The organism is Nonomuraea sp. NPDC050536 (assembly GCF_044457685.1).
Classification (GTDB): Bacteria; Actinomycetota; Actinomycetes; order Streptosporangiales; family Streptosporangiaceae; genus Nonomuraea.
Map to the genome: position 1 here is coordinate 14949 of NZ_JBITHD010000028.1, position 16784 is coordinate 31732.

A 16784-nucleotide genomic window follows, 5' to 3' on the forward strand; every position below is an offset into this window, starting at 1 on the left:
CCCCGGCTACCTCCACGTCCGCAAGCGCCTCTCGGCTCGCGACAGCCTCGAACTCCCGGGCGTCCGTCTCAAGTGGTACGACCTCCACCGCGAGGACCTCGACATCGGCGACGCCGTACGGAAGGAGGCACGCGAGTTCCTCCGCGCCGAGGTCACCCGGATATCTCCTCCGGGCGAATTCGGCTTCGTCATCCTGCACCGGGTCGGCGACGCCTTGTACCGCTTCATAACTCATCGGTGGTGCTTGATCTGCGGCTTTGACCTTCAGGCGCCGTGTGGGCAAGATCGCGGTCTGTGTCGGTTCGTCTGCTGTATCTGACCTTGATTCGGGTGTTCGGCTGGCTGGTGTTGCTGGGTCGTGGACAGGCGTCCAAGGACGTCGAGATCATGGTGCTCCGGCATGAGGTTGCCGTACTGAAGCGCCAGGTCGCCCGGCCGAAGCCGGACTGGGCCGATCGGGCGCTCTTGGCGGCATTGGCCCGCTTCCTGCCGACGGTGCTGCGAGCTCATCGGCTCGTAACCCCCGGCACCCTATTGGCCTGGCATCGTCGTTTGATCAAACGCGCATGGACCTACCCACACCGCGCTGGCCGTTCTGAGATGAGTAAGGCGGTCAGAGAGCTGGTCCTTCGCCTGGCACGCGAGAACCCCAGGTGGGGGTACCGGCGAGTCCACGGCGAACTGGCTCGGCTCGGCGTGCAGGTCAGCGAGGCGACCGTGCGACGAACCCTGCGTTCACGCCGACACGGCCCGGTGCCACGAAACGTCGACACCTCTTGGCGGACGTTTCTACGACTGCAAGCGAAAGGCCTGCTCGCCTGCGACTTCTTCCACATCGACACGATCTTCCTGAAACGCCTGTACGTGTTGTTCGTGATGGAGGTGGAAACACGTCGCGTGCACGTCCTGGGCGTCACCGCTCGCCCAACAGGCGCCTGGACAGCTCAGCAGGCGAGAAATCTGTTCATGGACCTCGGCCACCGGGCCAGGTCATTTCGGTTCCTCATCCGTGACCGGGACACCAAGTTCACCGCCGTCTTCGACGAGGTCTTCACCAGCCTTGGCGTCACGGTGATCAAGACTCCGCCGCGGACACCTCGAGCCAACTGCTACGCCGAACGTTGGGTCCGAACCGTCCGAACCGAATGCACTGACCGCATGCTGATCTACGACGGACGCCACCTTCGATCGATCCTGAACGAGTACGCCGTGCACTACAACGCGCATCGCCCGCACCAGTCCCGCCAGCAGCGCCCACCTGATCAAGACGAGGATGTCGTGGTGCCGCTGAAAGGCCGGATTCAGCGCCGAAAGGTGCTCGGCGGAGCCATCAACGAGTACCAGCGAGTCGCCTGACAAACCCGAAGAAACACCAGCTCAAACCATGTGCATGAGTTTTGAAGCGGCACAGGCGTGATTTCGCACTTGTCCAGAGCACTCCGGGCCCTCCAGGGCGACGTCGACGGCGAAGCCGTGCTTGCGCAGCCCGGCTTCGACAAATCGGATCAAGCCCAGTTTTTACTGGTCAGGAACACGCAGCCAGCAGCTGATCCCGCCCGCTGTGCCGTACGGTCCCGCGGCCCGTACGGCACAGCGGATGCGCGGGCGATGGATTGACCTGCCGAACCCCGCCCGCTTAGCGTGAAATGGCTATGGTCTCGAAGGGGAGACGCCTGCTGGACAATCTGCCGGCCGACCTCACGAGTTTCGTCGATCGGCGCCTTGAGCTGGCGGAGGTAAAACGGCTGCTCTCACTGGCTCGGCTGGTGACGCTGACCGGCGTGGGCGGAGTCGGGAAGACCCGCCTGGCGCTGCGTGCCGCGACGGATCTGCGCCGGGCGTTCGCCGACGGGGTCTGGATGGTGGAACTGGCTGCTCTCACGGACCCGGAGCTACTGGTCCAGACGGTAGCGGGGCACCTCGGACTCGGCGACCAGTCGGCCAGGCCGCCCCTGACGGCGCTCTGCGAGCGCGTCGCCGACAAGCAGATGCTCATCGTGCTCGACAACTGCGAGCACCTGCTCGACGCCTGCGCGACCTTGGCGCACGAGCTGGTGCGGGCCTCTCCTGGCTTGCGCATCCTGAGCACCAGCCGGGAGGCGCTCGGAGTGTACGGCGAGCACGTGCTGGCCGTACCCCCGCTGTCGGTCCCGACGGAGTCACCGGAAAGCGTCACGGTCTCGGCGGCGGTCGCGCTGTTTGCGGACCGGGCGGCGTCGGTCGTGCCGAGGTTCGCTGTCACACCGGACAACGCGGCCGTCCTGGGGCGGCTCTGCCAGCGGCTGGAGGGCATCCCGCTGGCCATCGAGCTGGCGGCGGTCCGCATGCGGGCGCTGTCGGCGCAGCAGCTCCTGGACCGGCTGGACGACCGCTTCGAGCTGCTGTCCGGTGGCCCGCGGACCAAGCCGCACCGCCAGCAGACGCTGCGCGCGCTGCTGGACTGGAGCCGCGACCTGTGCTCTTCCCAGGAGCAGACGCTGTGGGCGAGGTTGTCGGTGTTCTACGGCGGCTTCGGCCTGGAGGCGGTGGAGGAGGTCTGCAGCCTCTGCGGTCTGCCCAGGGAGAGCATCCTCGACCTGCTCATCCAGCTGGTGGACAAGTCGATCCTGATCAGGGACGAGGCCGCGCCGGATCGATACCGGCTGCTGGAGACCATGCGGCAGTACGGTGCCGAACTGCTGTCCGGCAGCGGTGAGCTGACGGCGTTGCGCCGCAGGCACCGCGATTACTACGAGCGGCTGGCCGTACGGGCGGAGGCGGAATGGTTCGGCGGGCAGCAGCTCGAGTGGACCAACCGCTTGCGGCGCGAGCACGCCAATCTCCGGGCGGCGCTCGACTTCTGCCGGACAGAGCCGGGAGAGGCCGAAGCCGGGCTGCTCATGGCCGCCGCGCTGCGCATGTACTGGCTCGGTTCGGGCCTGATCCGGGAGGGACGCGGCTGGCTCGACCGCCTGCTCCCGCTCCACATCGAGGCGACGCCGGCGCGGGCCAAGGCCCTGTGGCTCGACACCTGGCTCTGCCTCCTGCAGAACGACGAGGCCGCGGCGCTGCCGATGCTCAAGGCCAGCCGGGCGCTGGCCGAGAAACTGGAGGACGCGAGCGCCCTGGCGTACGTCGCGCAGATCACCGGGCTGGCCGAATTCAGGGGAGACCTACCCACGACGGTCGCACTGTTCGAGGAGGCGCTCGCCCAGCACCGCTCCGCCGGCGACCTGATGGGTGCCGCGTACGCCCTGATCCGTCTGGCGACCACCAGCATCCTGCTCGACGACGCCGACAGGGCCGTCGCCTACTGCGAGGAGTGCATCGCGCTGAGCGCCTCCCACGGTGAGGCGTGGTTCAGGGCGCACGCCCTGTGGATGATGGGCATCGCGGTCTGGAGGGCGGGCGGCCACCGCAGAGCCGCCGCGCTGGAACAGGAGAGCATCCGGGTCAAGGCCGCCTTCCACGACCAGGTGGGGGTCGCGATCGGGATCGAGGTCCTGGCCTGGATCGCGGCGGCTGAAGGGCACAGTGAGCGGGCCGCCACCCTGCTCGGGGCGTTGGAGACGATCTGGCTGCGCACCGGCATTTCCCTGTTCAACTTCGTGACCGTCTATCACGACCAGTGCCAGGAGAGCACGCGGGAGATCCTGGCGGAGAAAGGCTACGAGTCGGCCTTCCGGCGCGGGACCCGGTTCACCGTGGAAGGCGCGATCTCCTTCGCGCTGGAAGAGAAGCCCGACTCGGCGGCGGCGGTGGTCAAGCCCGAGGCGGGGTCAGGGCCGTTGACGCGCAGGGAGATGGAGATCGCCGAACTGGTCGCGCAGGGTTTGAGCAACAAGGAGATCGCCGCCGCGCTGGTGATAGCGACGCGCACGGCGGAGGGTCACGTGGAGCACATCCTGGCCAAGCTCGGCTTCACGTCGCGGGTGCAGATCGCGGCCTGGGCCGTCGAGCACGGCCGCCACTGATTTTACGCAGTACTTCGGAGGGGACCGGTGGCAGGCGGCGACCGCGGATGGCTGGAGGCAGGCTGACCTACGAGGACCGCCGGCACATCGCCGCGGGACTGGCCAAGGGGCTCACCTATGCCGAGATCGCCAGAAGCCTCGACCGGCCGACCTCGACCATCGGCCGGGAAAGTCACGCGCAACGGCGGATCCGGCGGCTACCGGGCCGACCAGGCTCACCGGGCAACCGAGGGACGCGCGCGCCGGCCGCCACCGGCACGTACGGGCATGACCTCGAAGCGGTGACTCACTTCGAGGAGTGGTTCGGCGAGCTGCTAATCCAGACTGGGATCCTGTGGGTGCCCGAAACTCGGCCGTTGGGGCTGACCTGGGGTTCGGCGTTCCGGTTGCTGGCAGGCATGATCGCCTTTCATGGCGCTGTGGTTGTTTTATCTGATCTTCGTCCGGCTCGCGGGTTGGCTGGTGCTCCTGGGTCGCTCGTAGAGGTCGAAGGAGGTGGAGATCCTTGTCCTGCGTCATCAGCTCTCGGTATTGCGTCGGCAGGTGGCCGGGCCGCGGCCGTCATGGGCTGATCAGCGCGCTATCGCGACTGCTGTCTCCAGCTGGTCGTCTGCGGCTATTCGTGACGCCAGGCACGCTGTTGCGATGGCACGCTGATCTGGTGAGGCGCCGGTGGACATTCAAGCGCCACAGCCAGGGCCGGCCTCCTACACGTCCTTCGGTCCGGGCCCTGGTGCTTCGCCTGGCTCGGGAGAATCCGTTGTGGGGCTATCGGCGGATCACTGGAGAACTCGCCGGTCTGGGCCACCGGGTGGGTGCTTCCACCGTGTGGCTCATCTTGAAGAAGGCCGGTATCGAACCCGCGCCGCGACGCATGGGACCGACCTGGAGTGAGTTCCTGCGCGCTCAAGCCTCAGGGATCTTGGCGTGTGACTTCTTCCACTGTGACACCGCGTTGTTCCAACGTCTTTACTGCTTGGTCGTCATGGAGATCTCTACTCGCCGGGTCCATGTTCTCGGCGTCACTGCCCATCCCACTGGGCTGTGGGTCGCTCAGCAGGCCAGAAACGTGATGGTCGAGCTGGGGGACAGGGCCGAGGGATTCAGCTTCCTTATCCGTGATCGGGATACGAAGTTCACCGCCATGTTCGATGAGGTGTTCACCAGCGAGGGCTTGCGCATCCTCAAGACGCCGCCACGTGCTCCGCGGGCGAATGCGTTCGCTGAACGCTGGATCGGCGGTCTACGCCGAGAGCTCCTCGACCGGGTGCTCATTGCCAACGCCCGGCACCTCCGGTACGTGCTGGCCGAGTACGAGGCGCATTTCAACGCGCATCGCCCCCATCGTTCCCTGGGTCAGGCCGCTCTGCTACGCGCGCTTCCTGATCCTGTCGAGGGCGATATCAAGGTCATCCGACGTGATCGCCTCGGCGGCCTGATCCATGAATATGCGCAGGTCGCGTAGGTCAGCCGAGTTTCTGACACCCACAGGCCGCCACCCCATGGCGACCGCTTCCTGACACGGGCGCCGAACGAACTCAGGTCGCTCGGCTCGACGTCCGCCAACGTGATCGACTCAGTGGTGTCCTCAGGCAGTACCGAAATGCTGCTCAGCTTGGGCGGATGATTCGGCACCCGCACTCTGCGGTGTCGTGTCAGCGGCCGTGTCAGCACGGCGACGGCCCGGTATCAGGGCGGTCGGCGATGGTAAAGGCCATGAACGGTTCAGATCGCGGCCTCGGGGCTGCGGAAGGCGTACAAAGACAAGATCACGCTCGACGGAGATGCGCTCCTTCATCCACCCATCCCCTCAGCCCGCCGGCCTCGGTGTCAGGGCTGTCGGGGTCGTGATCGGGTGTCGGGTGCTCATGAGCGGCCATATTGCCGGCCGATCGATGTCTCGCGCGTACGCGCGTTAGGGCGCCCAGAAAGTCCGGAAACTCCGTGGACTCCCTATTCCGAATGCAGCGTAGCCATCGAGGTACGCAAAACACGTACTATCGCGAAACGAGGAACGGCGATGAGTGAATCCCTCCACACCGTCAAGAACGACAGGGCCCGGACGCCGCGGGTCTCCCGGCGCGTGGCGGTAACGGCGCTGGCGGCCGCGCTGCTGGCCGGGGCGGCCACACCCGCGGTGGCCGCCGCGGACAGCAGGCCCGTGTCGAAGGCCGCTGCCGGGCAGGATCGCCCGGAACTGCAGAAGGCCATCCAGGACATCGTCGATCTCGGTCTCGCCGGGGTGCAGCTGCGTGTGCACGATGAGCGGGGCGAGTGGGCCGGCAGCGCCGGGGTGAGCAAGCTGGGCCAGAGCGCCAAGCCGCCGACGAACGGGCGGTTCTGGACGGGCAGCGTCAACAAGCCCCTCACCGCGACCCTGGTGTTGCAGCTGGTGGCCGAGGGCAAGATCGGGCTGGACGACCCGGTGGCCGACTACCTGCCCAAGCTCGGGCTGGACCAGCGGATCACCGTACGGATGATGCTGCAGCACACCAGCGGGTTGTTCAACTACACCGGCGACTTCGACGCTGACGGGAAGTGGGAGACGGGGATCCCCGGCATGGGCAAGGAGTGGCTGGACAACCGGTTCCACAGCTATCAGCCGGAGGAGCTGGTACGGCTGGCGCTGTCCAAGCCGGCGCGGTTCGAGCCGGGGACGGACCAGAGGTACGCCAACACCAACTACACGCTGGCCCTGCTGCTGATCGAGAAGGTCACCGGCCGCTCCTACGCCAAGGAGATGGAGCGGCGGATCCTGCGGCCGCTCGGGATGCGGGGCACCGTGGTGCTGGGCGACCGGACGCAGCTGCCCGGGCCGCACGCCCACGGCTACCTCCGCTACCAGGACGACGCCGGCCAGTGGAAGGTGGTCGACGTCTCCCGCCAGAACGATTCGCTGCTGGCCGGTGCCGGGGCACTCATCTCGACCACCCAGGATCTCCAGACGTTCATCTCCGCGCTGCTGGGCGGCAAGCTTCTACCGGCCCCGCTGCTGGCCGAGATGCGCAAGCCGTACGGCAAGCTCGGCTACGGCCTCGGGCTGTGGGTGCAGGACCTGGGCCCGAACTGCGGCGGCATCGTCTACCAGCACAACGGCAGCCCTCCGGCGGGCTACGGGACGCTGATGTACAGCTCGCCTGACGGCAAGAAGACCCTGACCGCCTCGCTGACCACCGGGGACGCCGCAGCCGACCCGGCAGCGCTGTACCCGAAGGTGGTGGAAAGGCTCCTCAAGGAGGAGTTCTGCAACGGGAAGGCCGCAGGCTGAACCAGCGGCTCCGCCCCTTGGCGGTCGGCGATCCTGTCGGCCGCCGGGGTCGCCCGAGGGAGAGGTCCCCTCGGGCGACCCAACCTGAGCAGCCCAGATACCCCGGGCACCAACAGGACCGCATTTCACCATCTGGGACAGCCTGCCGGCGATGCTGATCTGTTCGCGCAGAGCGCGGCGAACGGAACCCCGATCCTCGAGGTCGTCGGCGAAGCCCCAGCGGAGTTCGCCGAGGCGATGCTTCGCAACCATCCGGCGGGCTCGTGGATCAGCCGTCGATGGCGTCGCCGGCAACCAACCGTAACCAGAGAACGGATATCCAGATGACACTCACTCAGGTCCAGTGGCCTGCGATCCGCGTGCAGGGCCTGAAAAGTCCTACAAGGACCTGCAGGTGCTGCGCGGCGTGGACTTCGAGGTGGCCCGGGGCAGCATCTTCGCCCTGCTCGGCTCGAACGGGGCCGGTAAGACCACGGTCGTGAAGATCTTGTCCACGCTGCTCAAGGCCGACGCCGGCACGGCCGGCGTGCACGGCTACGATGTGGCCACGCAACCGGCGGACGTGCGCGAGTCGATCAGCCTGACCGGCCAGTTCGCCGCCGTCGATGAGATCCTGACCGGGCGGGAGAATCTGGTGCTGGTCGCCCGGCTGCGGCACCTGAAGAACCCTGGCAAGATCGCCGATGACCTGCTGAAGCGGTTCTCGCTGACCGAGGCGGGCGCCCGGAAGGCGGCGACGTACTCGGGAGGCATGCGCCGCCGCCTGGACATCGCGATGAGCCTCATCGGCGACCCGCCGGTCATCTTCCTCGACGAGCCCACCACCGGCCTGGACCCCCAGGCCCGCAGCGAGGTATGGCAGACCGTCAAGGAACTCGCCGGCCAGGGCACCACGGTGCTGCTCACCACCCAATACCTGGACGAGGCCGAACACCTCGCCGACCGGATCGCGATCCTGCACCAAGGCCGGATCATCGTCAACGGCACCCTGGCCGAACTCAAGCAGCTACTGCCGCCCGCCAAGGTCGAATACGTCGAAAAGCAGCCCACCCTCGAAGACGTCTTCCTCACCCTCGTCGGCGTCAATGGGACCACCGCGTAAAGGACCCCGCGATGACCAAGCACTTCTTCGGCGACACCACCGTCCTGCTGGGACGATCTCTTCGCCACATCACCCGCAGCGCGACACCATCGTCACCACCGCCATCATGCCGATCGCCATCATGCTGCTGTTCGTCTACGTGTTCGGCGGCGCGATCAACACCGGGACGCAGTCGTATGTGAACTACCTGCTGCCCGGCATCCTGCTCATCACCGTCGCCTCTGGCATCGCCCACACCGCCTTCCGGCTCTTCACCGACATGAAGAGCGGCATCTTCGAACGCTTCCAGTCCATGCCGACCGCACGCGCATCGGTGCTGTGGGCGCACGTGCTGACCTCGCTGATCGCCAACCTGATCTCGCTCGTGGTCGTCGTGCTGGTCGCGCTGCTCATGGGCTTCCGCTCGGGAGCGGGCGTCCTGGCCTGGCTCGCGGTGGCCGGCATTCTGATCCTGTTCACCCTGGCCTTGACCTGGATCGCGGTCATCCCCGGGCTGACCGCCAAGACCGTCGACGGCGCGAGCGCGTTCTCCTACCCGCTCATCTTCCTGCCCTTCCTCAGCTCGGCCTTCGTGCCGACCGCCACCATGCCCGGCCCGGTGCGCTTCTTCGCCGAGCACCAGCCGGTGACCTCCATCGTCAACGCCATCCGCGACCTGTTCACCCAGCAGCCGGTCGGCACCGACATCTGGATCGCTCTGGCCTGGTGCGTCGGCATCCTCATCGTCGCCTACGCCTTCGCCATGAACACCTACCGCCGCAAAATCTCCTAGCCAGTCCGCAGCCATCCGGGATTCATCGGGCATCGAGTGTCCGCGATGCGCCGGAAACCGGCAAAGATCACCTGGCCGTTCGTCCCGGGCGTCGACACGCGACGTGACCGCCGCTGGACCACTTGCTGACGTGGGGCGAAGTTGTCACGAAGTCTTGCGAAACCTAAGGCGTACAGTCATAGTGTACGCACATACGTGATCGCGCTCAGTGCTTGATCCGGGCCTCGTCGGCTCGCGAGGCATGCAGGTCATCGACGCGAAGGGAGCACTGTGAAGGGCAGACGCCGGCTTACTCGCGGCGCGATGGCGATTGTCGCCGTTGTCGCTCTGGCGGGATGTGGCCTCACCGATCTGAACGACCTGAATTTCCGCGTTGACGGTCGGCTGCACTTCGTCAGCCCCGAAGCCCGGTCGACAGTGAAGTCCTCGGCCACCATCACCTGGACGATGGACGACTTCCGGATCGCGGCGAGAGGCAGCGAGCCACCGTCCCGCGACGCCGGCCACTTCGCGATCTTCGTCGATCAGCCGCCGATCGAGCCTGGCCACACGATGGACGACGTGGCTGAGGGCGACTTGTTGTGTGAGGGGTCGTCGAGCTGCCCGGACGAGACCTACCTGGCCAACCACGACGTCTACACCACGACGAACAAGTCGTTCGAGATTCCATCGATCCCGAATCTCCCCGGGAGCAAGGAGGAGTTGCAACCGCACACCATCACGATCGTGCTGATGGACACCTCCGGACGTCGCATCGGCGAGTCGGCCTGGGAGCTCGATGTCCGTATCAAGAAGGTTGGTTTCTGACGTGTCACACAGAGCAGACACAGGGGATCGGCCCGGGAGCGAAGCGGCGGCCCTCGCAGACGTCGAGCAGACGAGCGCGGCACTGCGCGAGAAGGCGCGAGCCACCCTGGGTGTCACCGGCGACGAGAACACGGAGAGCTTCCGGGCACTGGTCCGCAAACACGATCTGCGCTACTACCCGGTCGTCGCCCTGGGCCTGTTGTTCGTCACCGGCGCTTTCCAGAGTTACGCGTTCACGGTTCTCACGCCGGAGATCAGCCGCACACTGGGCATCTCCATCGCCGCCATCGTCGGAGCACGCGCGCTGTTCCAGCTCGCGATCGCGGTCGCACCGCTGCCCATAGCGCGGCTGTCCCAGTCCGGGGCGCGGCGAGCGATGCTCTGCATCCTCACCGGGATCGTGTGGAGCGCCATCACGCTGACGACCGGATTCGCCACCTCGCTGGTGGCACTGATCTTCATACTCTGTCTTGACGGGCTCTTCACAGGGTCGGTCAGTGCCCTGCACGCGCCGATCATCGTCGACAGCTACCCTCCGGCCGCGCGGGTGCGCGCGCTGACGGCGTACACCGCGATCGGCACCTTCGGCCAGGCGCTCGCGCCCCTGTTGGTGGGCATCCTCGCCTCCGTCGCCGGCCTCAGCTGGCGTGGCGTCTTCCTGGCCCTGGGAGTCGCCTCGCTCCTCATGACGCTCTGCGCCATCAGGCTGCGCGACCCCGGATACGGGCGATGGGACACCGAGCAACTGCGTGCCAGCGTGCGTCAGGAGCACGGCGAGGCGACGGATTCGCTGGCCGCTGAGGACGTCGCGCTCGGGTTCTGGGAGATCTGCCGGCGCGTCCTGCTCATTCCTACCAACAGGAGGGTGTACGCGGGCTTCGCGGTGTACGGCGTGCTCACCGTACCGCTCGGCACCTTCATCTCGGTGTTCCTCGACCAGCGGTGGAACCTCGGGCCGGGGCAACGCGGCCTGTTCTTCTCGATGTTCTTCGGGATCGGCGTCGTCGCCCTGGTCATCTACGGAGGCCGCGGCGAGAAGCAGTTCCGTGCCTCGCCGGCGCGCGTGCTCCGGGCTGCCGGTCTCCTCCTGTCGGGGACCGTCGTCTTCATCGCGCTGGGCGGGCTGATGCCGGCATTGGCGCCGATGGTGATCTGCTTCGGAATCGCCGGCGCCTGCATCGGGCTTCTGCATCCGATGCTCGGCATCTCGCTGCTCTCCATCGTTCCCTCACACATGCGACCGCATGCGCAGGCACTCGCCGGGATCTTCGTCGCGGTCGGCGGCGCGGTCGGCGCCGTGCTTCTCGCCGGCGTCCAGGACCAGTTCGGGATCGGCGGCACGATGGTCGCCATCGCCATCCCCGGAGTGCTCGGCGCGTTCATCATCTCCAGTGCCGGCCAGTTCATCGAGGACGACCTTGACCGGATGATCGACGAGGTGGTCGAGGACGAGGAGATCCTCCGGATCAAGCACAGCGGCGGACACCTGCCGATGCTGTCCTGCCGCGGCGTCGACTTCTCCTACGGCCGGCTGCAGGTCCTCTTCGACGCGAACTTCACCATCGACGACGGTGAGATGGTGGCGCTGCTCGGTGTCAACGGTGCCGGCAAGTCGACATTGCTCAAGGTCATCTCTGGAATCGGCCTGCCCACCGCGGGCAGTGTGCGCTACCGCGGCCAGGAGATCACCTATCTCGACGCCGAACGCCGGATGCGGCTGGGCATCACGCAGATCCCCGGCGGACGCGCGGTCTTCGGGCCGATGACCGTCGTGGAGAACCTGCGCAGCTACGGATACACGATGGCCAGGGACCGCGGATCGGTCGAACGAGCGATCCAGACGTCCTTCGAGGCGTTCCCGCGGCTGTACGAGCGCCGCAACTCCCTCGCCTCGACGCTGTCCGGTGGCGAGCAGCAGATGCTCGGGCTGTCCAAGGCGCTGATGCTCCGTCCGCGGCTGCTCCTCATCGACGAGCTCTCGCTCGGCCTGGCCCCGGTGATCGTCGGCCGGCTCCTCGACATGGTCCGGCGGATCAACGCCGACGGCACCGCCGTGGTGCTGGTCGAGCAGTCGGTGAACATCGCGCTGAACCTCGTTGACCACGCGTACTTCATGGAAAAGGGCGAGATGCGTTTCGACGGCCGCGCTGATGAATTGCTGGCCCGTGACGACCTGCTGCGCGCGGTCTTCCTGCAGGGTGCGGGAGCGGCGAAGTGACCGCGCGGCCCGATCTGGTCGAGAACGCGCTCGAGGCCGTCGAGGAATCGGTGGTCAGCCGGCGTGGTCTTCTCCAGCGAGCCCGCAAGCCGTTCCTTCAGATCCTGGCGTTCGTGGTTGCAGTCGTACTGGCGAAGATCGTGTCCGCGATCCTCGACGAGCACGACGTCATCAATGCAGCGACACCGTTCCCGGTGATCCTGCTCGGCACGATCGTCGGTATGACGTACGGCCTGCTGGCAGTCGGCATCGTGCTGGTCTACCGGAGCAACCGCATCATCAACTTCGCGCACGGGCAGATCGGTGCGTTCGGGGCGGCGTTCTTCGGCGTCGCCGCGGTGAAGTGGCACATCCCGTACTGGATCGCGTTCGCGATGGCACTCATCGTGGCCGCGGCGACCGCGGCCGCCGCCGAGACCGGCGTCGTACGACGGCTGCGCCGCGCGCCGCGGATCGTGTCCATCGTCGCGACGCTGGGCGTCGGCCAGTTCCTGGTCGTCCTCGCCGCGCTCATCAACTCCACCGCCTCCGGACCGCTGTACCCGCAGCCGGCGTGGCTGCCGGTCTTCGACGTCGGCGGCCTGCGCGTGACGGAGGCCTACTCCGGCATGCTGTTCCTGTCGCCGTTGTTCGTGCTCGCCATCGCGTTGTTCCTCAGGCGGTCGCGGTTCGGTCTCGCCATCCGCGCGGCGGCGGCGAATCCGGAAGCGGCGCGGATGGCCGGCATCTTCGCGAGCCGGATGTCGACACTGGCCTGGGCGATCGCCGGTGCCCTGTCGGCCTTCACCGCGATCCTCACCGCGCCGACGCAGGGCTTCGTCGGCGCTGACAGCTTCGGTCCCTCGTTGTTGTTGCGCGCGCTGACCGCCGCCGTCATCGGCCGGATGCGGAGCCTGCCGATCGCCCTGGCCAGCGGGGTCGGCCTGGGCATCCTCGAACAGCTCCTGCTGTGGAACTACCCGCAGTCGGGCCTCGTCGAGGTGGCCATGTTCCTCATCATCCTCGTGGCGCTGCTGGTGCAGCGCCGGCGGGCGGGCCGCGATGAGGAGAAGGGCAGCTGGGCCGCGGTGCAGGGCCTGCGCTCGGTCCCGGAGAGGCTGCAGCGCCTGTGGGCGGTACGCGCGATGGGCCCGGCCTTCACGATCACGACCGTCGCGGCGCTCGCGATCCTGCCGCTCTTCGTCTCCAACGGCCTGTCGGTGACCCTCACCGGCATCATCGCCTTCTCGATCGTCGGCCTGTCGATCGGTGTCCTGACCGGTCTCGGCGGGCAGTTGACGCTCGGCCAGTTCGCCGTCGCCGCGATCGGCGCGGTCATCTCGTTCAAGGTGTCGAGCACCTCCGGCAGCTTCCCGCTCGCACTGCTCCTCGCCGGCCTCGGCGCGGGGCTCGTCTCGGTCGTGATCGGCCTGCCGGCGCTGCGCATCCGCGGCCTCATGCTCACCGTCACCACGCTCGGTTTCGCGCTCGCCGCCCCGGCGTGGCTGCTCACGCAGCCGTGGATGCTCGGCGAGGGTCAGGATCCCGGGAAACCCTCCGGCTGGCCGCTCGACGGCCCGCTCGACAGCGGTCGTGACTACTACTACTTCGCGCTGGCGCTGTTCGTCGTCTCCCTGGTGCTGGCGTGGAACATCCGGCGCGGCGGGTTCAGCCGCCTGCTCGTCGCCGTCCGCGACAACGAGGAGAACGCGCGCGCGTTCGCCGTGCGGGCGACCCTCGTCAAGCTCCAGGGCTATCTGGTCGGCGGGTTCATCGCCGGCATCGGCGGCGCGACCTACGCGCACTCCCTGTCCAGCATCAGTGCCGGGTCGTTCCCGACGTCCGCGAGCATCGACGTCGTCGTCATGACGGTGCTCGGCGGCATGTCCGCGCTGATCGGGCCGGTGCTGGGGGCGATCTGGGTGCTCGGCCTGCCGCTGCTCGACATCGGCAACATCGGGCTGGCCGCGACGAAGTTCGGTGCGCTGCTCCTCATCCTGTGGAAGGTCGGCGGCCTGATCCAGGTCGTCGCGCCGATCCGGGACCGGATCGTGAAGTTCATCGCCCGCCGGCACGGCATCGATCCCGAGCCGTTGTACGCCGGTGAGGACCCGGCCGACGCCACCGCGACGGCCCAGGGTGTCCGGATCAGCGGCCTGCGCGTCAGCGAGCCTGGTGCGGTGGCTTCGGAGCGACCGGCTCCCTCGCCGGGCACGACCCTGCTGGAGGCGCGCGATCTCCGCAAGAGTTTCGGCGGCGTGCACGCCGTACGCGGGGTGTCGTTCGAGGTGCGTGCCGGCGAGACGGTCGGCCTGATCGGTCCGAACGGCGCCGGCAAGACGACGACCTTCGAGTTGCTCGGCGGCTTCACCAAACCGGACACAGGTCAGGTGTTCTTCAACGGTGAGGACATCAGCAGGGTCGGTCCGGAGGGGCGCGCGCGACGCGGTCTGATCCGGTCGTTCCAAGATGCCGCGCTGTTCCCGACGATGACTGTGAAGGAGACCGTCATGCTCTCGCTGGAGCGGGTGCAGCCGACGGGCTTCCTGACGTCGACGCTGGGATTGATGCTCGGCGAGCGGAAGAAGGAGCACCAGGCGCGTGCCCTCATCGCCGCGATGGGTCTCGACCGCCATCGGGACAAGCCCATCCAGGAGCTCTCGACCGGCACCCGCCGCATCACCGAGATCGCCTGCCTCGTGGCGTTGCGGCCGATGTGCCTGTTGCTCGACGAGCCCTCCAGCGGCGTCGCCCAGCGCGAGACCGAGGCGCTCGGGCACCTGCTGGCCGAACTCAAGCGCGAGCTCGACCTGACCCTCGTGGTCATCGAGCACGACATCCCGCTCATCATGGGGATCTCTGATCGCATCATCGCGATGGCCGACGGCGATCTCATCGCCGAAGGGCCGCCGGACGTCGTACGCACCCATCCGCGGGTCGTCGACGCCTACCTGGGTGGCAGCATCACCGCGATCGAGCGCTCCGGCACGGGCAGGGTCGCCGCTGACCGATGAGGCGCGCTCGACGCGATGGCGCTCCAGCCGGCAGGCCCCGGGCCTACTCGGTCCGGGGCGTCGGAACGGCGTCGAGCAACGCCTCCATCCGGGCCCGGATCGGGGCGGCGTTGTCGGCGGCCGTGAGGATGTAAGGCCGGTCGTGGATGATCGCGTCGACGACGAGCTCGCCCACGACCGAGGGCTGAACGCCCTGATCGCGCACCATGTTCTGCGCGGCTTCCAGGATCGTCTCGATCCTGGCCGAGCGCTCCGGCGCGTCCGCCGGACGGAGGCGCCGGGCGTTGTCCACCCCGTCGGTGGCCACCGGTCCGGGGCACAGGACGCTCACCCCGATCCCGTGGCGGGCCAGCTCCACGCGCAGCGATTCGCTCAGGCCGACCACCGCGAACTTCGACGCGTGGTAGAGGAAGCCTGACCTGTAGAGAAGTGACTCACCGTCGACGAAGAGGCCGGCGGCCGAGGCGGTGTTGACGATGTGTCCACCGAGGCCGCGCTCGATCATGCGCGGCACGAACGCCTGGAGGCCGTTGTAGACGCCGTCCGCGTTGACTCCCATGACGTAGTCCCACAGGGTGTGGTCCATGCGCGACGGCGAGACGGAGTCGAGGATTCCGGCGTTGTTGACGACGACGGTCACCGGGCCGAGCTCCGCCTCCACGGTGTCGGCGACCTCGGCGTACCGCTGCCGGTCGCGGACGTCGAGCTTGTAGGACCGGGCGCTCGTCACCGCCGACAACTCCTCCTCGGCTCGTTCCAGAGCCGGATCGTCGAGGTCGGCCATGGCGACCGAGACACCCCGGCGCGCGAGCGAGCGCGCGATGGCCAGCCCGATGCCGCGCGCCCCACCGGTGATGAAGGCCGTGCGGCCTGAGAGGGAATCCATGTCTCCTCCTGACTCGGAGCTGTTCGCTTCCGCAGGTTGCCGAGATGGTCTTGCGCCGCCGTACGCGTATCAACATAGTGTACTTACATACGTGATAAGGGAGGTTCGCCCATGAGGATCCTCACCGGTGTCTCCGGGTCCCTGCTGGTCCTCGCGCTCGCCGTCACCGGCTGCGGCGGCGACGGCAAGGAGGCGAAGGGCGCCTCGTCCGCGTCGCCCGTCGGCACGAGCAAGAGCGCGGACGCGGGGGCGGACGCCTGCAAGCTGGTGGCCGCCGGCGACCTGGAGGCGGCGTTCGGCAGCCCGTTCGGGGGCGGCAAGCCGGCCCATCAGGAGGACACCGGGGCCGACCAGTGCGTCTGGACGAGCACGGGCGCCGCGCCGGGGTCGACCTTCTCGATCACCGTGCTGCGCCAGGACCGCCTCGCCGGCGTGTTCAAGAGCAACGGCATGAGTGTGGCCGACCTGTTCGAACAGGCCAAGCTCGCCTATCCGAAGGCTGAGGCCGTAGACCTCGGCGACAAGGCGTTCGCCGCCGTCGGTGAGGTGCAGGTGCTGGACCGCGACACCTGGTACTCGCTCTCGTTCCACGGCGCCGGCTCGGTCGGCGGGCTGAAGAAGCTGGCCGCACGGGTCGTCGGGCGGTCCTGACCCCTTCCGCAGAATCTGCCGGTTGGGCCTTGCGTCGACCAGATGCGTACGTTCATAGTGTATACACATACGTGATCGCGCTCGGCACCTCGCCAGCGGCCCCGGGCGGCCACACGTGGTTGTTCACCGCGGGA

Annotated in this window: 12 protein-coding genes; 11 read left to right on the plus strand and 1 reads right to left on the minus strand. The window is 67.6% G+C overall.

Annotated features, from left to right (window positions below; translation table 11 throughout):
- Positions 1-294 precede the first annotated feature (294 nt).
- The 10 genes from ACIBHX_RS46035 (at position 295) to ACIBHX_RS46080 (ending at position 15113) form a co-directional block, all read left to right on the plus strand.
- Entirely contained in the window at positions 295-1356 is a 1062-nt protein-coding gene (locus tag ACIBHX_RS46035) for an integrase core domain-containing protein (RefSeq protein ID WP_397074536.1), read from the plus strand.
- Between the two features lie 296 nt (positions 1357-1652).
- Complete coding sequence (locus tag ACIBHX_RS46040; RefSeq protein WP_397074537.1) at positions 1653-3953, plus strand: ATP-binding protein; 2301 nt, start codon at positions 1653-1655, stop codon at positions 3951-3953.
- A gap of 47 nt (positions 3954-4000) precedes the next feature.
- Positions 4001-4525: a helix-turn-helix domain-containing protein gene (locus ACIBHX_RS46045; RefSeq protein ID WP_397074538.1), complete on the plus strand. Its 525-nt coding sequence runs from the start codon at positions 4001-4003 to the stop codon at positions 4523-4525.
- A 188-nt stretch (positions 4526-4713) separates the two neighbouring features.
- On the plus strand, positions 4714-5418 hold the full coding sequence (locus ACIBHX_RS46050; RefSeq protein WP_397074539.1) for an integrase core domain-containing protein: 705 nt from the start codon (positions 4714-4716) through the stop codon (positions 5416-5418).
- A gap of 555 nt (positions 5419-5973) precedes the next feature.
- Positions 5974-7221: a serine hydrolase domain-containing protein gene (locus tag ACIBHX_RS46055; RefSeq protein WP_397074541.1), complete on the plus strand. Its 1248-nt coding sequence runs from the start codon at positions 5974-5976 to the stop codon at positions 7219-7221.
- A gap of 394 nt (positions 7222-7615) precedes the next feature.
- Positions 7616-8323: an ABC transporter ATP-binding protein gene (locus tag ACIBHX_RS46060; protein WP_397074543.1), complete on the plus strand. Its 708-nt coding sequence runs from the start codon at positions 7616-7618 to the stop codon at positions 8321-8323.
- Between the two features lie 106 nt (positions 8324-8429).
- Positions 8430-9095, plus strand: a complete 666-nt coding sequence (locus ACIBHX_RS46065) for an ABC transporter permease (RefSeq protein ID WP_397074545.1) — start codon at positions 8430-8432, stop codon at positions 9093-9095.
- A 303-nt stretch (positions 9096-9398) separates the two neighbouring features.
- Positions 9399-9902 (plus strand): hypothetical protein, encoded by a 504-nt coding sequence (locus ACIBHX_RS46070; protein WP_397074546.1) that lies wholly within the window; start codon positions 9399-9401, stop codon positions 9900-9902.
- 1 nt (position 9903) lies between these two features.
- Positions 9904-12120, plus strand: coding sequence for an MFS transporter (locus ACIBHX_RS46075; protein ID WP_397074548.1), 2217 nt, complete (start codon positions 9904-9906; stop codon positions 12118-12120).
- Positions 12117-15113: an ATP-binding cassette domain-containing protein gene (locus ACIBHX_RS46080; RefSeq protein ID WP_397074550.1), complete on the plus strand. Its 2997-nt coding sequence runs from the start codon at positions 12117-12119 to the stop codon at positions 15111-15113. The genes ACIBHX_RS46075 and ACIBHX_RS46080 overlap by 4 nt, the downstream gene beginning before the upstream one ends.
- Before the next feature lie 43 nt (positions 15114-15156).
- On the opposite strand, the gene ACIBHX_RS46085 is transcribed toward ACIBHX_RS46080, so the two are convergent.
- A complete protein-coding gene (locus ACIBHX_RS46085; RefSeq protein WP_397074551.1) occupies positions 15157-15999 on the minus strand; it encodes an SDR family NAD(P)-dependent oxidoreductase in 843 nt (280 codons plus the stop codon).
- Between the two features lie 111 nt (positions 16000-16110).
- Here ACIBHX_RS46085 and ACIBHX_RS46090 point away from each other — a divergent pair, with 111 nt between their 5' ends.
- Positions 16111-16650 carry a hypothetical protein gene (locus ACIBHX_RS46090; protein ID WP_397074553.1) on the plus strand — a complete coding sequence of 180 codons (540 nt, stop codon included), beginning with the start codon at positions 16111-16113 and terminating at the stop codon, positions 16648-16650.
- Positions 16651-16784 lie beyond the last annotated feature (134 nt).